20 protein-coding genes are annotated in these 20,775 nt (G+C 46.7%); 5 read left to right on the top strand and 15 right to left on the bottom strand.

What is annotated here, in order from left to right:
• Positions 1-51 precede the first annotated feature (51 nt).
• The 10 genes from BK127_RS14265 to BK127_RS14220 form a co-directional block, all read right to left on the bottom strand.
• Positions 52-1,428, bottom strand: coding sequence for an ABC transporter substrate-binding protein (locus BK127_RS14265; RefSeq protein ID WP_076231088.1), 1,377 nt, complete (start codon positions 1,426-1,428; stop codon positions 52-54).
• Positions 1,429-1,664: 236 nt separating this feature from the next.
• Entirely contained in the window at positions 1,665-2,306 is a 642-nt protein-coding gene (locus BK127_RS14260; protein WP_076231085.1) for a fumarylacetoacetate hydrolase family protein, read from the bottom strand.
• Positions 2,307-2,333: 27 nt separating this feature from the next.
• A complete protein-coding gene (locus tag BK127_RS14255) occupies positions 2,334-3,167 on the bottom strand; it encodes a carbohydrate ABC transporter permease (RefSeq protein WP_076231082.1) in 834 nt (277 codons plus the stop codon).
• A gap of 10 nt (positions 3,168-3,177) precedes the next feature.
• Entirely contained in the window at positions 3,178-4,062 is an 885-nt protein-coding gene (locus tag BK127_RS14250; RefSeq protein WP_076231080.1) for a carbohydrate ABC transporter permease, read from the bottom strand.
• Between the two features lie 249 nt (positions 4,063-4,311).
• A complete protein-coding gene (locus BK127_RS14245; protein ID WP_076231077.1) occupies positions 4,312-5,010 on the bottom strand; it encodes an RraA family protein in 699 nt (232 codons plus the stop codon).
• Between the two features lie 85 nt (positions 5,011-5,095).
• Positions 5,096-6,469 (bottom strand): extracellular solute-binding protein, encoded by a 1,374-nt coding sequence (locus BK127_RS14240; protein ID WP_076231075.1) that lies wholly within the window; start codon positions 6,467-6,469, stop codon positions 5,096-5,098.
• A 260-nt stretch (positions 6,470-6,729) separates the two neighbouring features.
• Entirely contained in the window at positions 6,730-7,491 is a 762-nt protein-coding gene (locus BK127_RS14235; protein ID WP_076231073.1) for an SDR family oxidoreductase, read from the bottom strand.
• A gap of 17 nt (positions 7,492-7,508) precedes the next feature.
• On the bottom strand, positions 7,509-8,525 hold the full coding sequence (locus BK127_RS14230) for a zinc-dependent alcohol dehydrogenase (protein ID WP_256711303.1): 1,017 nt from the start codon (positions 8,523-8,525) through the stop codon (positions 7,509-7,511).
• 60 nt (positions 8,526-8,585) lie between these two features.
• Positions 8,586-9,542, bottom strand: a complete 957-nt coding sequence (locus BK127_RS14225) for a 2-hydroxyacid dehydrogenase (protein ID WP_256711302.1) — start codon at positions 9,540-9,542, stop codon at positions 8,586-8,588.
• A 191-nt stretch (positions 9,543-9,733) separates the two neighbouring features.
• On the bottom strand, positions 9,734-10,405 hold the full coding sequence (locus BK127_RS14220; RefSeq protein ID WP_076231068.1) for a GntR family transcriptional regulator: 672 nt from the start codon (positions 10,403-10,405) through the stop codon (positions 9,734-9,736).
• A 233-nt stretch (positions 10,406-10,638) separates the two neighbouring features.
• Here BK127_RS14220 and BK127_RS14215 point away from each other — a divergent pair, with 233 nt between their 5' ends.
• From BK127_RS14215 to BK127_RS14195, 5 genes are all read left to right on the top strand, one after another.
• On the top strand, positions 10,639-10,869 hold the full coding sequence (locus tag BK127_RS14215; protein ID WP_076231065.1) for a hypothetical protein: 231 nt from the start codon (positions 10,639-10,641) through the stop codon (positions 10,867-10,869).
• 214 nt (positions 10,870-11,083) lie between these two features.
• Positions 11,084-12,544 carry a sulfatase family protein gene (locus BK127_RS14210; protein ID WP_076231062.1) on the top strand — a complete coding sequence of 487 codons (1,461 nt, stop codon included), beginning with the start codon at positions 11,084-11,086 and terminating at the stop codon, positions 12,542-12,544.
• Between the two features lie 58 nt (positions 12,545-12,602).
• A complete protein-coding gene (locus BK127_RS14205) occupies positions 12,603-13,364 on the top strand; it encodes an ABC transporter permease (RefSeq protein WP_076231060.1) in 762 nt (253 codons plus the stop codon).
• A complete protein-coding gene (locus BK127_RS14200; RefSeq protein ID WP_076231057.1) occupies positions 13,340-14,170 on the top strand; it encodes an ABC transporter ATP-binding protein in 831 nt (276 codons plus the stop codon). The genes BK127_RS14205 and BK127_RS14200 overlap by 25 nt, the downstream gene beginning before the upstream one ends.
• Before the next feature lie 50 nt (positions 14,171-14,220).
• Positions 14,221-15,285 carry an ABC transporter substrate-binding protein gene (locus tag BK127_RS14195; protein WP_076231054.1) on the top strand — a complete coding sequence of 355 codons (1,065 nt, stop codon included), beginning with the start codon at positions 14,221-14,223 and terminating at the stop codon, positions 15,283-15,285.
• 74 nt (positions 15,286-15,359) lie between these two features.
• Here BK127_RS14195 and BK127_RS14190 read toward each other — a convergent pair whose 3' ends face one another.
• The 5 genes from BK127_RS14190 to BK127_RS14170 form a co-directional block, all read right to left on the bottom strand.
• Positions 15,360-16,055 (bottom strand): response regulator transcription factor, encoded by a 696-nt coding sequence (locus tag BK127_RS14190; RefSeq protein WP_076231050.1) that lies wholly within the window; start codon positions 16,053-16,055, stop codon positions 15,360-15,362.
• Positions 16,056-16,062: 7 nt separating this feature from the next.
• Complete coding sequence (locus tag BK127_RS14185; RefSeq protein ID WP_179097483.1) at positions 16,063-17,550, bottom strand: HAMP domain-containing sensor histidine kinase; 1,488 nt, start codon at positions 17,548-17,550, stop codon at positions 16,063-16,065.
• Positions 17,551-17,641: 91 nt separating this feature from the next.
• Positions 17,642-18,475, bottom strand: a complete 834-nt coding sequence (locus BK127_RS14180) for a carbohydrate ABC transporter permease (RefSeq protein ID WP_256711301.1) — start codon at positions 18,473-18,475, stop codon at positions 17,642-17,644.
• The gene (locus BK127_RS14175; RefSeq protein ID WP_076231046.1) at positions 18,472-19,350 is read right to left on the bottom strand and encodes a carbohydrate ABC transporter permease; all 879 of its coding nucleotides are present in this window, start codon (positions 19,348-19,350) and stop codon (positions 18,472-18,474) included. Before BK127_RS14175 ends, BK127_RS14180 begins: the two co-directional genes overlap by 4 nt.
• Positions 19,351-19,437: 87 nt before the next feature.
• Positions 19,438-20,739, bottom strand: a complete 1,302-nt coding sequence (locus tag BK127_RS14170; RefSeq protein WP_076231044.1) for an ABC transporter substrate-binding protein — start codon at positions 20,737-20,739, stop codon at positions 19,438-19,440.
• Positions 20,740-20,775 lie beyond the last annotated feature (36 nt).

The following is a 20,775-nucleotide window of genomic DNA, read 5'->3' as shown; positions in this document are numbered from 1 at the left end:
AAATTCAGACGGGATTACGAGTGGAGTGGTCCCACAACTGGTTCATGATATTTACTTTTTCAAGGCTTTGTTGCCCTCATCCAGCAATCGTTGCGCTTCTTTCTCATATCCGGCCAGAGCGTCCCTGGCTGTCATTTTCCCGTTATTGAGCATGGCCTGTTGAAAATAGTTGAACCATACCTTGCGGATTTGCTGGTAATTGGGCATCGCTACCGGATTGTTAATCGCTTTATCGGGCATAGCCGCCCAATCCTTGCCCGGTTCATCGGTAACCAGGGACTGCAATGATTTTCTTGACGGAAGCTTGGCGTATTTCTGATAAATCAGTTTGTTTACCGCCTCGGATTTGCCACTTGAAAGCCACAGTGCGAATTTGGCAGCCTCCTCCTCCCTCGCCTTATCCTGCTGCTTCTTGATGACAATGCCCGATCCGTTCACGAACAACTTGCTTTTGCCACCGTTATCGGTTGGATAATGGGCCAGCATGAAATCAAATTTCCTGGGAATGACACCGTCGTTGATCTCTCTGCGCAAGTCCCCTCTGTCGTTCATCATAATGCCGACTTTTCCCTGCTTGAACAATTCGTACAGGTTCGGAATTTTATTGCCTGCGGCTCCTGGAAGCGCATACGGAGAGGTTGTCAGTTGTACTAACCATTCGAGCTTTTTAATATTCCCCGGTGAGTTATAGGTAATCTGGGTGTAATCCTTATTCGTATATTCATCGCCATCGCTGTAAATGTACCCGTCGACGAACTTGTCATAAGCAATATCGCCTGCTACCATGCCGAGACCGTACACCCCATTTCCCAGTTTACCAATCGCTTCAACGGCTTTGGCAAACGAGTCACGCGACCAGGTTTTGGTTCTGGAATCAGGAAGCAACTGCTCGACTCCTGCCTTGAGGAACAAATCCTTGTTGACCAACAGTACCTCACTGCGGATTTCCATCAGGAGCATCGCCAGCTTGCCGTCAATCGTCATTAAATCGATGGCACTGCTCATGTAATCGGGCAAATTGTAGTCCGCAGTGATATAGGCATCCAGGCCTGCAGTAACACCGCGCATATATAAAGGGACCAGACGGTTAACGGCATCCACATACAGATCCGGAAATGATCCCGAGGCAATTGCTACGTTCAGCTTCTCATCCAGACCTGTAGTCGGAATCGAGCTGTAGTTAAGAGTAACATGGGGAGCGACCTTTTTATATTCAGCTACGATCAGCCTGAAATCTTCTTCTTCTACAAGACCTATTGAAGGACTGCTCCACCATTCAAGCGTTACAGGATTGAATTTCACAGCTTCTTCTTTTTTCGGAGATGAGGTGCTGTTAGGTAGGGGACCCAACGAACAGCCGCTTAAAAGTACCATGAGAATCGCACTGACTGCTAACAAATGCCTGCTTTTTTTCCACTTCGAAGCCATCTTGAATCAACCTCCTCTTGAAGCCTTGGCATATTGGCATACTTTGAATCTTATACCTGTGGTTTTCAATAATCGCAGGCTCTCCCTCCACTATAAAGAACAGTCCCGTTTCCATCAATTAGATTTTGTTGGTATCGCTCTCTTACACACTTGGACTTTCTTGTTTATTGCTGTCAAAACAAATAACCTTAACCCGATAATCCGGACTAAGGTGCATCTGTATGACGGTTGAGCACTTAAGACAAACGAAGCCTGCAATCTCCTACCTGCTGCTCCCCCCAACAAAGGGACATATGAACCCCATCTGTAACGGCCCCTGCCCCGCCCGGTGTGCCTGTGAATATCACATCCCCTGCTCCAAGTCCAAAGTGAAGCGCCGTGAAATCAATAATTGTCTGTAGATCAAAAATCATATTGCGAATATTGCCGATCTGGACCCGCTTCCCGTTATGGACAAGAGAGAAATCAAGCTTCCTGCATGCCTCGACACCAGTGAACGGCATGAACGGGCTGGCTGCCGCTGAACCAGGGAAACCTTTGGCCAACAGCCATGGATAGCTCATCGCCTTCAATTCACGGTGGATGTCGCCAAGCGTGAAATCAATACCCACAGCCAGCCCGTCCACCAGCTCATCGATCTGGATTCCCGGTTTATAGAGCTGGCCTATCCGGATCACCAATTCGACCTCATACTCCACAACGCCGCGATTGCCAGGAAGAACAAACTCCTGTCCTTGTACTTCTACAAACGCATGCGTTGGCTTAGAGAACAGGAGTGGGGACATCGGGATTTCAAGGGCTGATGCAGTTTCTTCATGAGCTTTGGCAGGAAGCCTGTAATTTCGGCCGACACAATAAATATTTCGAATGCCATGCATAGCTGCGCCTCTTTCTGAATGATGATCCTACCCTTTAACGGCTCCCATCGTAATACCGGAGGTAAAATACTTTTGGAAGAACAGAAATACGGTCAACAAAGGAATTGCGCCCAATGTAGCCCCCGCCATCAACCGTCCGAAGTTGGCTGCAGACTCCTCCTGTAAGCCTGCCACACCCAGAGGGAGTGTCTTCATGTCCACTGAAGTAATGACGATCAACTGCCACATATAATCGTTCCAGACGTACACAAAAGCAAAGATCGACAATGCTCCCAAAGCAGGCTGAATGATAGGGATCAGGATCGAATGGAACAGTCTGAACGGTCCGCATCCATCAATCTCGGCGGCATCAAACAAGTCGGAAGGAATCGTGCTGATAAACTGCTTCATCAGGAAGACGGCAAACGGCCAAGCCAAAGCCGGAAGAATAATACCGTAATACGTATTAAATAAATTGTATTCCTTCATCATGATAAAGAGCGGCAGGAGGAGAGCTTCCTTTGGAATCGTCATAAACACAATAATGATCCAGAACAACCATCTCACACCCGGAAATTTTTTCTTCGCAAGCGGGAATCCGGCTAATGCCGATAAGTATACAATAATCGCCGCGGCTACGGTGGACGTGAACAAGCTGTTGAAAAACCAGCGGATGATCTTCGTTTGCGTAAACAAGTGTGTGTAATTGGATAAGGTTAAATTCTCGGGGATCAGGCTGACACTTACACCCGCACTATTGGGCTTGAATGAGGTCAGCACACCGAAATAGAGCGGTACCAGACTGAGTATAGCCAGCACTATGACCAGCACGACGAACGACTTTTGCACAATCCCTTGCAGAGATAGACCCGTTGTATTCATAAGATTCCCCTTAATACTCGATGTCGGTTGATAAAAATTTGTACTGGATAATCGCAATGATCGTCACGATGAAAACAAGCACAGCCCCAACTGCGGAAGCCGTTCCGTATTGTCCAAAAACAAATGCTTTTTCATATAGCAGATAAGCCAGTGTCTGAGTGGAATTCCCGGGTCCTCCACTCGTCATAATTTTAATCAGTACGAACACATTAAACACCTGAATCGTTCCGGTGATGACCAGATAGAGCGTGGTCGGCTTCAGGAGTGGAAGCGTTACATGCCAAAACTGATGTAGTGCGTTGGCCCCGTCAATCTTGGCCGCTTCATAGAAGGTATCCGGTATATTGCCGAGAGATGCCAGATATAAGATGACCGGTTTGCCAAGCACGAACGTGAACAGCACAATAATGATGGCAAGGAACGCATACTTCGGGTCGCCCAGCCAAGTGACCGGAGACAAGCCGACCGTCCGCAGTATTTGATTGGCTAATCCAACTACCGGATTGAAGATGAAGCCCCAGACCAAAGTCAGCGAAACGCTGGATACGACAAGCGGTAAATAAAAGGCTCCTCTGACAAACGTTTTCACTCCCTGCGAGCCACGATACACGGAAACCGATATGAACAAAGCCGCGAATATACTCACCGGCACGATGATCAGAACCAAAATAAACGTGTTTTTCAAGGCGATCCAAAAGACCTCTTCATGAAACAATTTCGTGAAATTATTGAAGCCAACAAATACTCTGGGAGAACCTATTGTAAAATCAAATACCGAGTAATACAGCCCCTGCAGCGCCGGAACGATCAGAAACAAGGTTAACAGCAAATACATGGGGGCCAAAAATAAATAGTTGACCCGATTTTTATATATTTCCCTGCACAGTAAAATCATGATGTATACATGCTCCTCTCCTTAAACAAGGTACAAATGAGCAGGATGCCTCCAGAACAGACATGGTATGATTGTAACCCTGAGTTCAGGGATACCTTGGAGGCACTGTGCTGCTGCAAATCCCCTTGATGTGCGTGTTCAAAAAATCGCCTATTCAGTGCCGAGAATAATCTACTGTGATACATCGCGATCAAAAGGGGAATTTTCGACCAACTTCTTTATGTCGTCATCTATTGTGAAAAGTATGCTCTATTTACGCGCGTCTTCATCGTCCAATGAGCAGCCCTTTTGCTGAAGAAACTGATCAATCCAATCACGATTTATCGATCCGCCCTGCTCAAGGGTTTCGATGATGCCATCCTCAATTTGCTGTGTTTGACGGGCTTTGTCCAATAATAATCCCGCATACTGTACTGGGATGGCGACCAGACCGTCTTCATCTCCAACGATGATATCGCCAGGGTTGACGATCATACCGCCGATGGATACCGGCACATTGATTTCTCCGGGACCATCCTTATAAGGTCCGCGATGGGTGACACCTCTGGCATACACTGGGAAATCCCTGCTGGCAATCGCACCGGAATCGCGGATGGCGCCATTCAGCACGAAGCCTGCCACTCCTTGCTTTTCCGCCAACCGGGTCATAATTTCACCAATCAGGGAATTCGTCAAATCTCCGTCTCCATCCACCACGATCACTTCTCCGGGAAGCGCCATCTCGATGGCCTTATGGATCATCAGATTATCTCCCGGTCTGGTTTTCACCGTTAATGCTGATCCTACCAGCTTCTTGCCAGAGTGATAAGGCCTCAGCTGCGAGCAGCTGGCAAAGATCCGATTCATATTATCACTAAGATGAGGCGTCACGACATTCTGAAATTGCGCTATCAGTTCAAGATCGGGATACTGGCTGCGCGGAATAATTCTGAATCCTATATTTTCCATAAAAAGGTCTCCTTCGGATGATATTAAAATGGGTGATTACAATAGTTATGAATGGTTGCAGCGTCTCGGTTCGTTGACGGTATACTTACTTTTTCAACTGCTTGTTGCCTTCATCCAGCAGTTTTTGTCCTTCCTTCTCGTAGGCCGCTAATGCATCCTTTGCTGGCATTTTACCGTCACCCAGCATTGCCTGCTGGAAGTAGTTGAACCATACTTTACGAATTTGCAGGTAATTCGGGATAGCTACAGGATTATTGATCGATTTTTCAGGCATTGCCAACCAAGCCTTACCCTGTTCATCTGTAATAAAGCTTTGCAGCGATTTTCTCGATGGGAGCTTTGAGTATTTCTGGTATAGTAATTTGTTCACAATCTCGGACTTGCCGCTTGAGAACCACAGCGCAAACTTGGCGGCTTCTTTTTCTCTAGCCTTATCGTCCTGCTTCTTCACGACAATTCCCGATCCATTCACGAACAGCTTGCCTTTGGAACCGTCATCGGTTGGATAATGTGCATTCATGTAATTGATTTTGTTCGTAACCGTACCTTCATTCGTCTCTCTGCGGAAATCGCCTCTATCATTCATAATGACCGCCACCTTGCCTTGCTTGAACAGCTCATACATATCCGTTACTTTAGTGCCTGCCGCCCCGGGAACCGCATACGGAGAATTCGCCAGCTTAATAATCCATTCGAGTTTTTTCACATTTCCCGGCGAATTGTAAGTCATCTTGGTGTATTCCTTATTCGTCCACTCATCCCCATCACTGTACACATAACCGTCAAGGAATTTATCGTTGGCAGCTTCGCTGGCCACCAGACCCATGCCGTACACGCCATTACCGAGCTTACCGATAGCCTCTACTGCTTTGGCAAAATTGTCCCTCGTCCACGTCTGTGTCTTCGCATCAGGCAGGAGGCTCTCCACACCAGCCTTGGCGAATAAATCCTTATTCACCAGCAGCACCTCGCTGCGAACCTCCATCAGGAACATCGCCAGCTTCCCATCGATGGTCATAATATCTTTGGCGCTGCTTACATAATCCCCCAGGTTATAATCACTTGTAATATAAGAATCCAGTCCGGTCGTTACACCACGAATGTATAAAGGCACCAAACGGTTAACTGCATCTACATATAGATCAGGGAACGATCCAGAGGCAATTGCTACGTTCATTTTCTCATCGAGCCCCGTCGTCGGTATCGCATTATAATTAATAGTTACGTGAGGTGCGACTTTCTTGTACTCCGCTAATATTTGCTTAAACTCATCCTCCTGTGAAAGTCCAAGCGAGGCACTGCTCCACCATTCCAGCGTCACTGGTTTGGCAGCTTCATCTTTGTTGGTCTCTGTTGTACTGCTGGTTGAACTGCCAGTCGAGCACCCGCTTACTACAAGACTGAGAGTCGAGGCGAGAATGAGACTGTTTTTTCCTATTTTCCATATCGAACTGAACATGGGTAAGCCTCCCTATTGGTAGTTATGAATCACTGCTTGCTATGTCGATCACCTCAATGGCTGAACGCCTCCTCCCTTCCACACTGACTATAAAGACCCGATGGATTGCCGACAATTAGACATTGTTGGTTTTGGCGGCTTGCACACTTGGATTCTCTTGTCTCTGCTCGCAATTGCCCTGTTCATGCGTATTTCCAAGCAAAAAGGCCAACCAGAACAGCCTGGTTGACCTTGAAATATGAGAAATATAGGTAGAAAATTTATCGACCCAGCCAGCCTCCATCCACTGCTAACAGATGACCATGCACGTAATTGGAGGCCTCTGAAGCCAGATACACAACAGCACCTTTAAAATCATCGGGGTTGCCCCACCGTTCTGCCGGAATCCGATTCAGGATTTGTGTACTTCGGACCGGATCGTTCATTAATGCCACATTCATATCTGTCGCTATATAACCGGGAACAATGGCATTCACATTCACATGATGCTTGGCCCACTCATTCGCCAGTGCTTTGGTCAGTTGGGCTACCCCGCCCTTGGCAGCTGCATACGCCGGAACCGTAATCCCCCCCTGATACGACAGCAGGGACGCGGTATTGATAATCTTCCCTTTACCTCGCGGCACCATATGGCGGCCTGCTTCCTGGCATAAGGTCCACACGACCTTCAAATTAATTTGCAGCACATCGTCCCAATCCGATTCGAGAAAATCAACCGACGGGGAGCGGCGTTGTATCCCAGCATTGTTAACCAGAATATCGAGACTGCCGAATTGCTCGACTACATTAGGTACCGCGGACTTAACTTGAGTCGAATTTTCCAAATCGCAAGGAATAATCAGGCACTTTCTCCCCAGCTTCTCAATCTGCTCCTGCAGCTCCGTCTGCTCGGGGGTTCGCTGGAGCAAAGCAATATCCGCGCCCGCCTCTGCCAACGCCAAAGCCATCGACTTTCCGATTCCTCTTGTCGCACCCGTTATGGCAGCTACCTTGCCTTCCAAACTAAATAAATGAATTCCCATTTCTTCTCTCCTTATCACTAGGGATGGAACAGCACTTTAATCGAAACATCAGGATTTTCCATCAAATGAAAACCCTCCTCAATCTGCTCAAGCGGTAGCTCATGGGAAATGAGCGGAGCTACATCAATGGCTCCACTATGCATCAGCTTGATCGCCTTGGCAAAATCACTTTTGCTGCAGCAGCGCGTCGTCGTTAATGAGATTTCTCTATAATGCATCGCTGCCAAATCAATCGCAGGCGCTTGCTTGAACACGCTGACCACGACAATTTGCCCTTGAGTTTTGACCGTTTCAATCATTTGCTTGGCTGTGATTTGGTTACCTGCCACCTCAAACACGACTTCGGCGCCATTCCCGTTGGTTCGTTTCAATATCTCCTCAGTCACGTTGACTTCCTTAGCGTTCAAGGCGGTAAGTCCAAGCTGCTCCGCCTTGGCCAGCCTATACGAACTGATATCGGAGATTAGCACCTGACCTGCTCCCGCCTGTTTGGCTATCATACCGGTGAGCAAACCTATAGGCCCCGCTCCCAACACTACCACATGATCCCCGACCTTCAGATTGGAACGGCGAACCGTATGGACAGCTATAGCTACAGGCTCTGCAAGTGCTGCATGAGCATCCGATAAACCTTCAGGAATCCGGTGAAGCCTGTCGAACGGAACCGCTACATATTCCGCGAAGCCGCCGTGCTTGTCGATACCGATCAGCTTCAAGGTTTTACACACATGAGACGCACCGGCGAGACATGCCTCACACTGGCCGCAGCTCAGAGTTGGTTCTATAACCACACGGTCCCCTACAGCCCAATCAGACTCACCCTGCAGCCTTTCGATCCTTCCAGAAAACTCATGTCCCATCGCGAGCGGAGCCTTGGCTCTTGGATGCTTGCCTGCATAGATCATCATATCAGTTCCGCAAATCCCTGCAAAGGCTACCTTGATCAGCGCCTCTCCAGGTTGTAGATCGGGCACTTCAATTTGACCGACCATCACCTTCTTTTCAGAAATATATAATCCTGCTTTCATTGTCATTGGGTTCTGCTCCTCTGTGTTCATTTGGGAAGCTTTCTTAACTGATTAAACTGAGTGGGCTCACTTGAATTGAACCGATGGATTTACGCAAGCCGGAAGCTTCTCTCCCCGCAGCCCTGCTAATAAATTATCTGCTGCCAAATTGGCCATCCGGTTTCTGGTTTCGTAAGTCGCACTGCCCACATGCGGAGTGATAAGGATATTCGGAAGACTGAGCAGCGGATGATCACCAGAGATAGGCTCCGGGTCCGTCACATCAAGGGCCGCATAAGCAATTTGATTCGTTCGCAGGGACTCATATAGAGCCTCTGTATCAACAATGGAGCCACGTGAAGCATTGATAAAATAAGCGGATGATTTCATTTTGGCAAATTCTTTCTTGCCAAACATCCCACGGCTTTGATTGGATAAAGGCACAAGTACAATAATAAAATCTGCCTGCTCCAACAGGGCATCGAAGGAAACATATTGCGCTTCCAGCAATTGATCATCCTCTCGCTGTGAGCGGTTATGGTAAATAAGCTTCAGTCCGCACGCCCTGGCTCTCCTTGCCACTGCGCTGCCAATATCCCCCATACCCACAATACCGAGCGTTTTGCCGAACAGATCGACACCAAGCGAAATATTGACGCCATTCTTCCAGCTCCCCGATTTCACAAATTCCCAGCCTTCATGAATGCGGCGGGCTGAGGACAGTAGCAAAGCAAAGGTCAGATCTGCTGTTGCTTCAACGAGAACACCAGGCGTATTGCCAAAAGGAATGCCTCTGCGTGTGCAAGCCTCGATGTCAATATTGTCATAGCCGACTGAGGATTGCGCAACTACCTTCAAATTGGGAGCAGCAGCTAACAGCTCCTCGTTGACATGGACATCCCCGGTACTGAACAAGCCCTCCGCTTCCTGAAGCCAATCCATTAACAACGAGCGGGGGATTGGGCTGCTGTCTTCCCAAACCTTGACTTCACATTCCTCTTGAATGGCTTCCAGTGCAGCGGGCCATGTTCTTCCTGTTAGCAAGACTTTAAATTTACCCAGAAGGAATCAACCCTTTCCTGATCAATTAAAATTCCTTATGCATGAAAATCAGCTGCAAGAATGACGGAGCAGCTTGGGCTTACACTCTTGATTATATAACTTGTATACTTGTCGACAACTTAAGTATAAAGAATTATTTAAGGCTTGTAAATACCATTATCGTAACGTCAGCCTTAAAATAAGCTCTCATCCACGGATTTCTTCGTATCCATAAAATGCTCCTGAATGATCTTGCTCATATTGGAAGCATCGCGTGAAACAAGCGCCTCCACGATCAGCTTATGCCGGTGAATCAGCGGCTGGATTTCCTCCTTATGCTTCGAGAATCGTCGTTCCGTTGCCACTAATAGAACCGTGAGGATGACATAACGAATGTTATTCCACAAATATAAAATCCGGCTGTGATGAGCGCTTAAAATAATCGTTTCGTGAAACAGCAAATCATAATAGGCAAATTGCACAGGATCATCATGGCTTTCTGCCAGCTCCATTTTGTCCACAATCTGCTGCAGCTCCTTGATCTTCTGCTCATCATAAGCGCTGGAAAGCTTCTGAACCGCGAACCCCTCGAACAGAAAACGGACATCATTCAATTCTTCCATATCCTTGGATTTAAGACCAATGACCACGGCACCCATGCGTTCCATCCGTATCAAGCCCTCATTGGATAAAATTTTGAGTGCATCGCGAATCGGTGAACGACTGGTTCCAAATTCCGCGGCCAGCACATTTTCCGTTATCACCGTATCAGGAGCCATCGTTCCATTAATAATCCGCAAACGAAGCTCACTGGAAATTTTTTCACCTAGGGAAGCCCCCTGCAGCCACATTGCCGGAAATTGCATCCGTTTCACCCCATCTTGTGTACTTGTCGACCATCTAGTCTTTCTATCATACCTGAAGTGCGCATATCATGCCAGTCACTAAGCGCTCGTGTTGCCTCGGATAAGATGACGAAGGAAGCGCATAATATTGAGCATCAGATAACAGGTTGAACAATGGTGCAATCTGTTTGATTTAATGTCCAGCAGGTTAATAATAGTACACAAGTGCATACTAACATTGGAGGCGACCTGATATGTCGAACAATACCTATAATAACGAAGATTTGAAAACGACCGTAAAGGCACACGAAGAGTTCGATGAGCAAAAAGGGTCCGATACCCCGATCAGTGAAGTTATGAACGGATCCATGGCTCCCAATATGGAAGAAATCAAGCGGCTGGGCAAGGATATGAAAAATATGAAAACCGAGGCAGAGCTTAATGAAGAAGGCTTGGTCTCCGATCCGATCCAGAACGAATCATAAAATCATGGAAGCTATGAATGAAACGCTATATCTCAAATTTCACATATGATCTCCATTAAAGCAAAGGAGCTGCCCATACTGGCAGTTTTTTTGCTTTTTTTATGGGAATATCGTCGTGGATATCGCCAATAAGGTTTGAAGAATGTTCAACCTTATGTTTACAGAAAATTAAAAATATAATGAAAATATCACTTAGCACAGGAGGTTAATACACATGAGAATTATTTATTTGGACATCGACTCTCTTCGTCCCGATCATATGGGCTGTTATGGCTACAACCGCAATACCACACCTAACATTGATAAAATTGCCGCAGCAGGTATGAGATTCAACAATTGCTACACCGCGTCTTCTCCATGTGTACCATCGAGAGCCAGCTTCATGTCAGGCCGATTCGGTATTCACCACGGAGCGTTGACGCATTGGGGACCGGGCGGAGAGTTTCATTACCCAGAAGGCGACGGGCACAGTGAAGACATTCCTTTCTTTACGAGACATATCCGCAAAGCTGGATATAAAACGGTTACATTCTCTACCTTCGGAGATCGCCATCACGCTTGGTGGTATTTTGCCGGCTGGAACGAAGTTCATACGCATTCTTTAAAAGAAGGCAACGAAAATGCCGATGAAGTAAACGCTTCCGTAATTCCATGGCTGAAGCAGCATGGTAAAGAAGATAACTTCTTTTTACACATTCAATATTGGGACCCACATACATTCTACACGTATCCCATCGAATATATGGAGCAGTGGAAGGACGCGCCTCTGAAGGCTTTCCCTGATGAAGCAACCATTGCTTCCCAACAAAAGGACAGCTTTCCGCGTTCCGCTCCTTTCCTTCACTGGGGTGACAAGTATCCGGCAACGATGCCAGGACAAATCGCCAATCGCGACGATTTCAAGCACGTGATAGACGGCTACGATGGCGGTATCAGCTACATGGATAAATATGTTGGTGAGTTGTTAGACACGCTGCGCGAGCTTGGCATCGAAGATGAAGTGTGCTTCATTATTAGTGCCGATCATGCCGAATCCCTTGGGGAGCAGGGCATTTACATCGAACACGCAAGTGCGACGGAAGCTGTCCATCATATTCCGCTAATTGTTACAATTCCGGGTGTAACCCAGCCGGGGCAAGCTGTTGACGGATTCGTCTATAACGTCGATGTAATCGCTACCCTTACCGATTTGGTTGGACTCGAAGTTCCATCAGGGTGGGACGGTCGCTCCTTTCTTCCAGCACTGACAGGCAAGCATTGGCAAGGACGCGATTATCTGGTGATGGATCATGCTTTGTATGTATGCCAACGCGCTGTGCGTGACGAGAAATGGTATTTCATCCGTACGTATCATCCGGGATTACTGCTGCATTTTGACGATGTGACTTTGTACGATATGGTTAACGATCCTAATCAAACCCGCAATGTGGCCCATGAATTTCCTGACATTGTGAAAGAAATGGACCATCGCTTGTCCCAATGGCAGCACGAGCAAGCACGCAAACCAGGCTATAAGGTAGACCCGATGCAGAAAGTCATTGAAACCGGACCTTGGAAATATTTGAAGGTTGAGGATTGGGTTCGTAAATTAGAAAAGAGCGGCTGGAATGAAGCAGCATCGGAATTGCGAAGCATCTACTCCAGTGAGGCGCTGCAGCCTGCCTATGATGGGTAGACCTACCTGCAACCGTCCCCATTAATTAAATTGAGCTCTATGAAAAGAGGTTAACACTATGAAAAAAATCCCCAACTGGATGCTGACGATCATCTCCTTGATCGTAGGTATACTTCTCTGGTACCTCCTATCGTCGATTCCGGCTATAGGAGCTATTATAGCGAGTCCGGTCAAGGTTCTGAAATCGTTCTCCACGGAGATTGGGAGCGGCCGGATGTGGACCAACGTATGGGCGAGCCTGCTCCGGGTACTTGGTGGCTTCTCACTCGGGCTGATCGTAGCTATACCCGTTGCATTTTTGATGGCATGGTACTCACTGATCCGTTCCATCGTGGACCCATGGATTCAATTTTTTCGGACGATCCCTCCTATCGCTTTGATCCCTCTTGTTATTGTTTCACAGGGTGTGGGCGAATCGGCGAAAATCAGCGTTATTTTTGTTGCTACCTTTCTGGTCATGGTGATCACGATCTTTCAAGGAATACGCAACGTCGATCCAACCTTAATCCGTGCGGCCCGGGTGCTTGGCGCCAGAGACCGGGACATTTTCTTCGAGGTCATTGTACCTGCCTCCTTCCCTTATATTCTGGTAGGAGTGCGACTTGGTCTGGCTGCTGCGTGGACAACACTTGTTGCTGCTGAACTAACGGGCGCCAATAAAGGACTTGGCAACATGATCATGGAAGCAAGCTTATACTTCCGCATGGATGTCGTCATACTCGGTATCATTGTTATTGGGATTATAGGCTTGGCTATGGATAAATTCGTACTGTTTCTGGAGAGGAGGCTGACAGGATGGCAGGAACTTCGTCAAAGCTAGAAGCGAACAGCATCAATAATCAAGCGACAGAAGCTAACAAAATTGAGATCAGCAGCCTTTCGAAAATATACAAGGGACGTGGCGGCGATACCATTGCCCTGCAAAACACGGATTTAACGATCAAAAACAATGAATTTGTATGTGTAGTTGGCCCAAGCGGCTGCGGGAAAACAACCCTGCTCAATATTATTGGCGGGCTTGAAGCCGCAACCTCCGGTTCTGTGCGAGTCGATGGCAAGGAGGTGAACGGCCCCGGTAGGGAACGCGGTGTTGTCTTTCAGCAGTACGCCTTATTCCCGTGGAAAACCGTATTGAAGAATGTTGAATTCGGACTGAAGCTGCGCGGATTAAACCAGAAGGAACGCAAGGAAAAGGCAGAGTCTTATTTGGAGCTGGTGGGACTCAAGGACTTTGCCCATGCGTATCCGAAGGAATTGTCAGGCGGGATGAAGCAGCGGGTCGCGATTGCAAGAGCGTATGCGGTGGAGCCGGAAGTACTTCTTATGGATGAACCGTTCGGAGCGTTAGACGCCCAGACGCGAGCCCAGCTGCAGGAGGAGCTGCTCAAGACCTGGCAAAAGCAAAAGAAAACGTGCTTCTTTATTACTCATGATGTTGAGGAAGCCGTCATCCTGGCCCAGCGTGTCATTATTATGAGTGCACGTCCCGGCCGTATCAAAGAAATTATAGATGTAGACATCCCTTACCCTCGAGATCAGTCAACCAAGCTGGATGAACGATATATCAGTATCAAAAATGAGATATGGTCCAAAGTGTACCGTGAATATCTCGAGGTGTCGAAGTAATCGGTATATATTACCGTTATACTAATCATAATAAAGGGAGGGTTTTTAACATGGTTTACAAATCACAATCCGTAATTAAGCTTCCACTGGCAGCACTTGCACTTAGTCTTACACTTCTTATCAGTGCCTGTGGTTCAGGCAGCGGGTCCACGAATGCCAATGCACCACAAACGCCAACCCCCACAGCCAAAACCGAGGAAAAAGTACAAACCATTAATTTCGCTTATATGCCTAACATGGGCGGAGCAGCACCGATTGCGATTGGCGAGGAAAAAGGCTTCTTCAAAGAAGCAGGCATTAAGATGAACGCAGTGAAGTTCCTAAGCGGCCCTCCGGAATTTCAAGCCATGGCAGCGGGTGAAATCGATATTGCTTATATTGGGCCTGGAGCGACCTTCCTATCAGCTCAAGGTCAAGGCAACATTATAGGGATCGTCAGTCTCGGCAAGAGTGATATGGTGTTCGCCACGAAAAAATCCGGTATTAAAGAATTTAAAGATTTAAAAGGTAAAACCGTTGGGGTACCCAAAGGAACCTCGGGTGAAATGGTATTGAATCTGGGCATAGAAAAAGCCGGGCTTAAGCTGAGTGATGTGAATATCGTCAACATGGATGTTGCCGGTGCTGTTACCGCTTACGTTGCAGGCAAGGTCGATGCAGTCGCCATCTGGTCCCCGTACACATCAGAGATCGAGAAACAAATTGGCAAAGAAAACATGGTTAAGCTCGGGGATAACAGCAGCTTCTTCCCTGAATACTCGTTCCCGTCCAGCTGGGTCGTGAATCCGAAATTCTTAAAGGAAAAACCGGAATTGGTTGACAAATTCATGAAAGCGATGGCGAAAACAACCGAGTACAAAATAAGCCATAGTGACGAAGCCGTTAAATTAACAGCTGCCTATACACAGGTGCCTGAGGATAGCCTAAAGCAAGAGCTGGAAAGTATTGATTGGATCGATAGCAAGAAGCTTGCGACCGTATTCAAGGACGGCACAGCCAAGCAATGGTTCGACAATTTGCAAAAGCTGTTTGTGGCTAACGGCAAAATGGACAGCATCGTGCCATCAGAAAAATTCATGACGACGGATCCGGCTATCAAAGCGGTTAACCCGTAAGCAGGTTCAAGCGATACCACGCTTAGCTTTACAGAAACTTATACATTGTGATGATTACAAATAAGAGAAGGGCTCTATAGCCCCTCTCTTATTTTATGTATGTAGGGTATAATGTCCGAATCACGCAGCATGGCGGTTACTTCTTTTGTTCGCTTTTTATTGAATTTTTTCAAAATGAGATTAATTTGTGATTTGATGGTGGACAGCTCCACCTGCCGTTCCTTGGCAATCTCCGTGATTTTCATATCCTTTAACAGCAGATCAAGAATGGCTAGCTCGGAGGGAGTTAATTGGTACAAAATCTGAATGGACTTGCGAAAGGTTTCTTCGTTGCGCCGAATGCGGGTAAATTCATTTTTGATCTTATAGGCGACCTCAGGCCGGATTTGGACCTTGCCCTGATAGGCCGTTCGGACGCTATTGATGATTTCGCCAACCGAGCTTGTTTTCAATACATAATCAACGGCTCCTGTTTCAAAGGCGCTAAATACGGTTTCGTCATCCTCATGGACGGTCAGGAAAATAATCTTCGTCTCAGGAAATTGAGCGAGTACCTTTTGGGCGGTAATAATACCGTCATGCTTCATATCCATCTCAATATCCATCAAAATAATATCCGGTCTAAGCTCCGGAACGAGACTTAGCACCTCTTTGCCACTGGAAGCTTGTCCAACGAGGATCATACCCTCTGTCTGCTCGATCAGTAAGCAAAAATGTTCTCTCAATACGTCCAGGTCCTCGGCTACAAGAATACGAATTGGTAGTGTCATAGAGCCCTCATCCCTCCTTTGCTGACGGTTTTAATAAGTATAGCGGAATGATGACCTGGAAGGTGCATCCGGTATTTCCCTTGCTGTCCAGATGAATATGGCCGTAGTGGCCCAGCACGACATGTTTAACATATGATAACCCCACCCCCCAGTTTCTAGTCGTGTTCTTGCTCGTATAAAAGGGGTCAAAGACGCCTTCCTGCAGCTCTTTTGCAATGCCGGGGCCGTTGTCGGTTACTTTAATTATGACCCAGTTTTCCTCCACATAGCTGATCAGACGGATTCGACCTTCAGGATCGTCTCCAATCGCTTCGATGGCATTTACCAGCAAATTGTGGATCGCTTCGGACATGTGATACACATCGATTAATATAAAAGTTTCTTCGCTTGGCACTTCAACCTCAACCGCGATAGACTCCGGCACCGTCGTGCGGTCGAGCGTGTGATCGATAAGCTTGTGGACAGCGTACGGCTTTAATTGAAGATGATTGCTTTTCGAAGATTTATATAACTGGTCCAGCCGTCCGAGCGTGTGATCAGCGATATGTGCCGCTTTTTCCAAAGGGATCTTCACCTCGGCAGAGCCAGGTGTTTCTTGCTTGTTGAGCTGATCTGTTGCCTGTGTGATGAGCAATTGTATCATAATCAGCTGATTTTTAATCGCGTGTGTGAATACCTGGGCACCCATATTAGCCGTTTTCAGCTTTCTTTGCAGATGCAGGTCGTTTTTACCCATCTTGTTTTCGATCTCCGCATATTTCCATATCGACACAATACTAATGAGTGACAGCACCCCCGTAAACACGATGCTCAAGTACCACTGGATGAGAGTCAGCGGTGGATTGAAATTCGAGAAATCCGAATACAGGACGTAGAACGTCCGTACATCAAATACTTGCAGAGGTCCCATAAAACCGAGGAAAAAATAAAAGAGCACCAGCGAGCATACGCCCAATATAATGAATCTGCTCTGCTGCTTCACCCAGGGTATTGTTATTTTCCGGTAGCTCCAGATCATGATGGAAACCGCCATAAGAGCAGAGATGACGATCCAACCCCGTGTCAGCCAACCAACCATATACGTATAATGGCGTTCCATGACCGTAAGTGCCTCTTTGTATATAACCGGATCATAAAAAATAATGTTGGCAAGCGCCAAAAGCAAGCTTAGCGTGTAGATATGCCACTGCTTCCAAATCGTTCTAGAAGATAACAGCGACAGGGATAACCCGATGAGACTGAAAATAAACATCGATCTTCCCACCGTAATCATGCGGCTGATGCCTTCAATTTTGATTGGCGAATTCAGCAGCAGATTACGAATGTCATCATTGAAAAATAAGACAATGTTTACCTTATAATAGAAGCCGCCGTATTTGGCTATAAACAAAATAAGACCGGCTATACTCAGGAACCACCCAAACAGAACAAAACCCATCCAGTACGCAGAAGGGTTTCGAGCTTTGGTTATGAACAGCGCAATAGCCGCTACCATGAGGACCATAAGTAAAATCGTCAAGTTGTCACCCGCATCATCAGTATAGCTTTATCATACCACACAACGCTGATATATATCTCACATAAGGCTAACCTTTAACTGCCCCGGCAACCAAACCTTGAATGATAAATCGCTGCATGAACAAGAAAAATACGATTATCGGAAACATCGAAATGGTGAGCGCAGCCATAATGGAATTCCACTCGTTGCCATAATCACCGAAAAATATACTGACAGCTAAAGGAAGCGTCCGGAACTTATCGGAACTGATCATGACCAAGGGCAGCATGAAGTCATTAAACACCCCAAGTACATTGATGATGGCGATTGTTGTCGTAATAGGCATCAATAAAGGCATAACGACCTTATAGAACATTTTAAATGGACCACAGCCATCTATAAACGCGGCCTCCTCCAATTCAATGGGAATCGTTTTGACAAAACCATGGTACAGGAACAAAGCCATAGGAACCAAAAAACCCCAGTACATGATAACCAGACCATAAACCGAATTGATTAAGTATAAATCCTTGGCTACCTTTAGTGCGGGTATCATAACAATTTGAAACGGAATGACCATTGAGGATAATACGAGGAAAAATATAAGCTGGCTGACTTTGCCCGGGCTTCTGACGAGTCGATAGGCGGCGGCAGAGCTTACCAGCAATACGCCCCCTACCGAACAAACGGTGACAATGATGGAATTAAGCAAGGCACGGGGATAGTTCATCGAAACCCATACCTTGGAGAAGTTGTCCAGAGTCCACGAGCCGGGAAGTGCAATTAAAGATTGCGAAACTTCGAGATACGTTTTAAAACTGTTGAGAAATGTTAAATAAAAAGGATACAGCATGAGAACCGCAGACAGGATCAGCAGCAGTTCAAGTATCAATAACCCGACTCCATATCGTGTTTTCCTCACGCTTCCACCTCTTTTCTTTTCATAAGCGCTACCTGGGTAACTGAAAACAAAGCCAGTATGAGAAAAAATATGACCGCTTTAGCAGAAGCGTAGGAGAACAAATCGCTGCTAAAGGCATCTTGATAAATCTGATAGGAGATGGACTCTGTCGTTCCGTAAGGTCCGCCCATCGTAAGTGAATAGTTGAGATCGAACGATTTGAATCCGTGAACAATAGAAAGAAACACACAGATCGTAATCGAGGGCCGGATCAATGGAAGAATGATGCTCCAAAAAAGCGTAAGCTTGCCGGCTCCATCTATTTCTGCGGCTTCCTTCAAGTCGCTGGACACACCTTGAAGCCCTGCCAAATAAATAATCATATAATAGCCCAGACCATGCCATACCGTAACAATGATGATGGCCCAGAAGGAATGACTCGGCAAGGAGAGCCAGTTATCCTTCAGTAAGTCGATCCCCATGAATTGACCCAGCTGCGGGAACATATGTTTAATAATAAAATTCCATAGGAAGCCCACCACAACGAGCCCCATGACCGTCGGTAAAAAGAATGCCGTTCGCAAAAAATTTCTCATTTTCAATCCGGTATTTAAGGTGACTGCCAACAATAACCCGAGTACATTATACGCAATTACCGTAGCAGCCACATATTTCAAGGTGAAGGTGATGGTTCTGGCAAAGTTCGAGTCTTTAAACAAGCCTATATAGTTTTTCCATCCTACCCAATGAATTTCACTCCTGATTCCATCCCAATCCTGAAAAGAGTACAGAATTGAACGGATAAACGGGATGAAGATGAACATGAAAAACAAGACAAGCATCGGACCGACAAATGCGACATATACAAGCCTTCGCTGAATGACATTCTTACCCATGATGAACTCCTTCCAAGCCTTATGATAGCGACGTGTGCCAATGAGAAGGGCCTGGTTATGACTAGCACCAAGCCCCACTTTGAAAAGCTATTTTTTCATATGCTGAATCCAGAGATCCTGCAGCTGCTTCAAAGTTTCTTCCTTATTCGCTACGCCTGCAATATAGGCTTGCAAAGGCTTGGCGATATCCGTATTGAAGCCGGCCGGCCAAAGTCCGGTGCCATAATTGTCATAAGTTTTGCCTGCTTTCACGTAGCTGTTCATGTCTTCGTGCAAAGGTCCTAAATTTTTTCCATTTACATCATCAAACACAGGAGCCAAATTCATTTTCTCCACAATATATTTTTGTCCGTTTTTATGAAGCCAGGTCAGAAACTCCTTGCTTTCTTCCAGATTCGCTGAGTCTTTGTGGAGAACGAAATAAGCCGTGGTGGCAACTTGCATCTTGGTTTCTTCAGCGTTGTCATTTAGCGGTACGGCGAACATTCCCATGTTCAGCTTCGGATTTAGTTTCAAAAGAGGCCCCGTGTACCAGGTTCCCTGCTTGATCATGGCCATTTTCCCGTCGGCAAAATCCTTTTGCTGCTGATTAAAGTCATAGCCTACCGATTGCTTACCCAAACCGTAATCATCAGTCAGATCCAAAACCGTAAAAAAATTATCAATATTCGTCACATTTTTGATTTGCTTCGTGCCTTTGTTGATCTGATCGATCAATCCGGCTTGATCTTTCTCATAAGCAAAGGGAATACCGAGAAGGTGCATGAGAAAACCCCAGTTGCTCCATGCTTCCCCGAAGGATTGAATGTTGGCTGCTTTCAGTTTATCAGCTGTCTGCTTCAGTTCCGACAAGGTTGTCGGGACTTTAGTGATTCCCGCTTTTGCAAATAAATCCTTGTTGTATACAAAGCCATGCCCTTCAACCTGCATCGGAAAACCCAATTGCTTGCCGTTAATCGTCATTGGGGCAAGGCTCGGCTTCAGTGCGTGCGCCATCCACGGCTCTTTCGACAAATCCGCGAGTTTATCTGCCCAAGCAGGAATTTCGGAAGCACCCAAGTAAAAGATATCCGGCGCGTCACCAGCAGCAAAGCGCGTCTTCAACAAAGTACTTGCTTTATCCGGGGGAATTTGAAAATCCACCTTCACTCCCGGATGCTCAGCTTCATAATCACTAACGATCGCTTTAACATTTTCGGCATGCTGCGGCGTTAATCCGATTGCTTTCAGAGTAACATTTTTCGGCGGCTTCGCTTTATTGCCTGATTCTCCTGCTGCCGAACTTTCCTTCGTTCCCCCATTGCCCGGTACTTGATTAGTACAACCGACCAGAGCTACCGTAACGGCCATTAAGACCGACAGCATGGAGCAAGACCACTTTTTCCCCATTTCCTAACCCCCTATTTATCGTTGCTACAGTCCTAT

This window comes from Paenibacillus sp. FSL H7-0331 (assembly GCF_001956045.1).
This window is presented reverse-complemented; position numbering and strand designations above follow the sequence as displayed.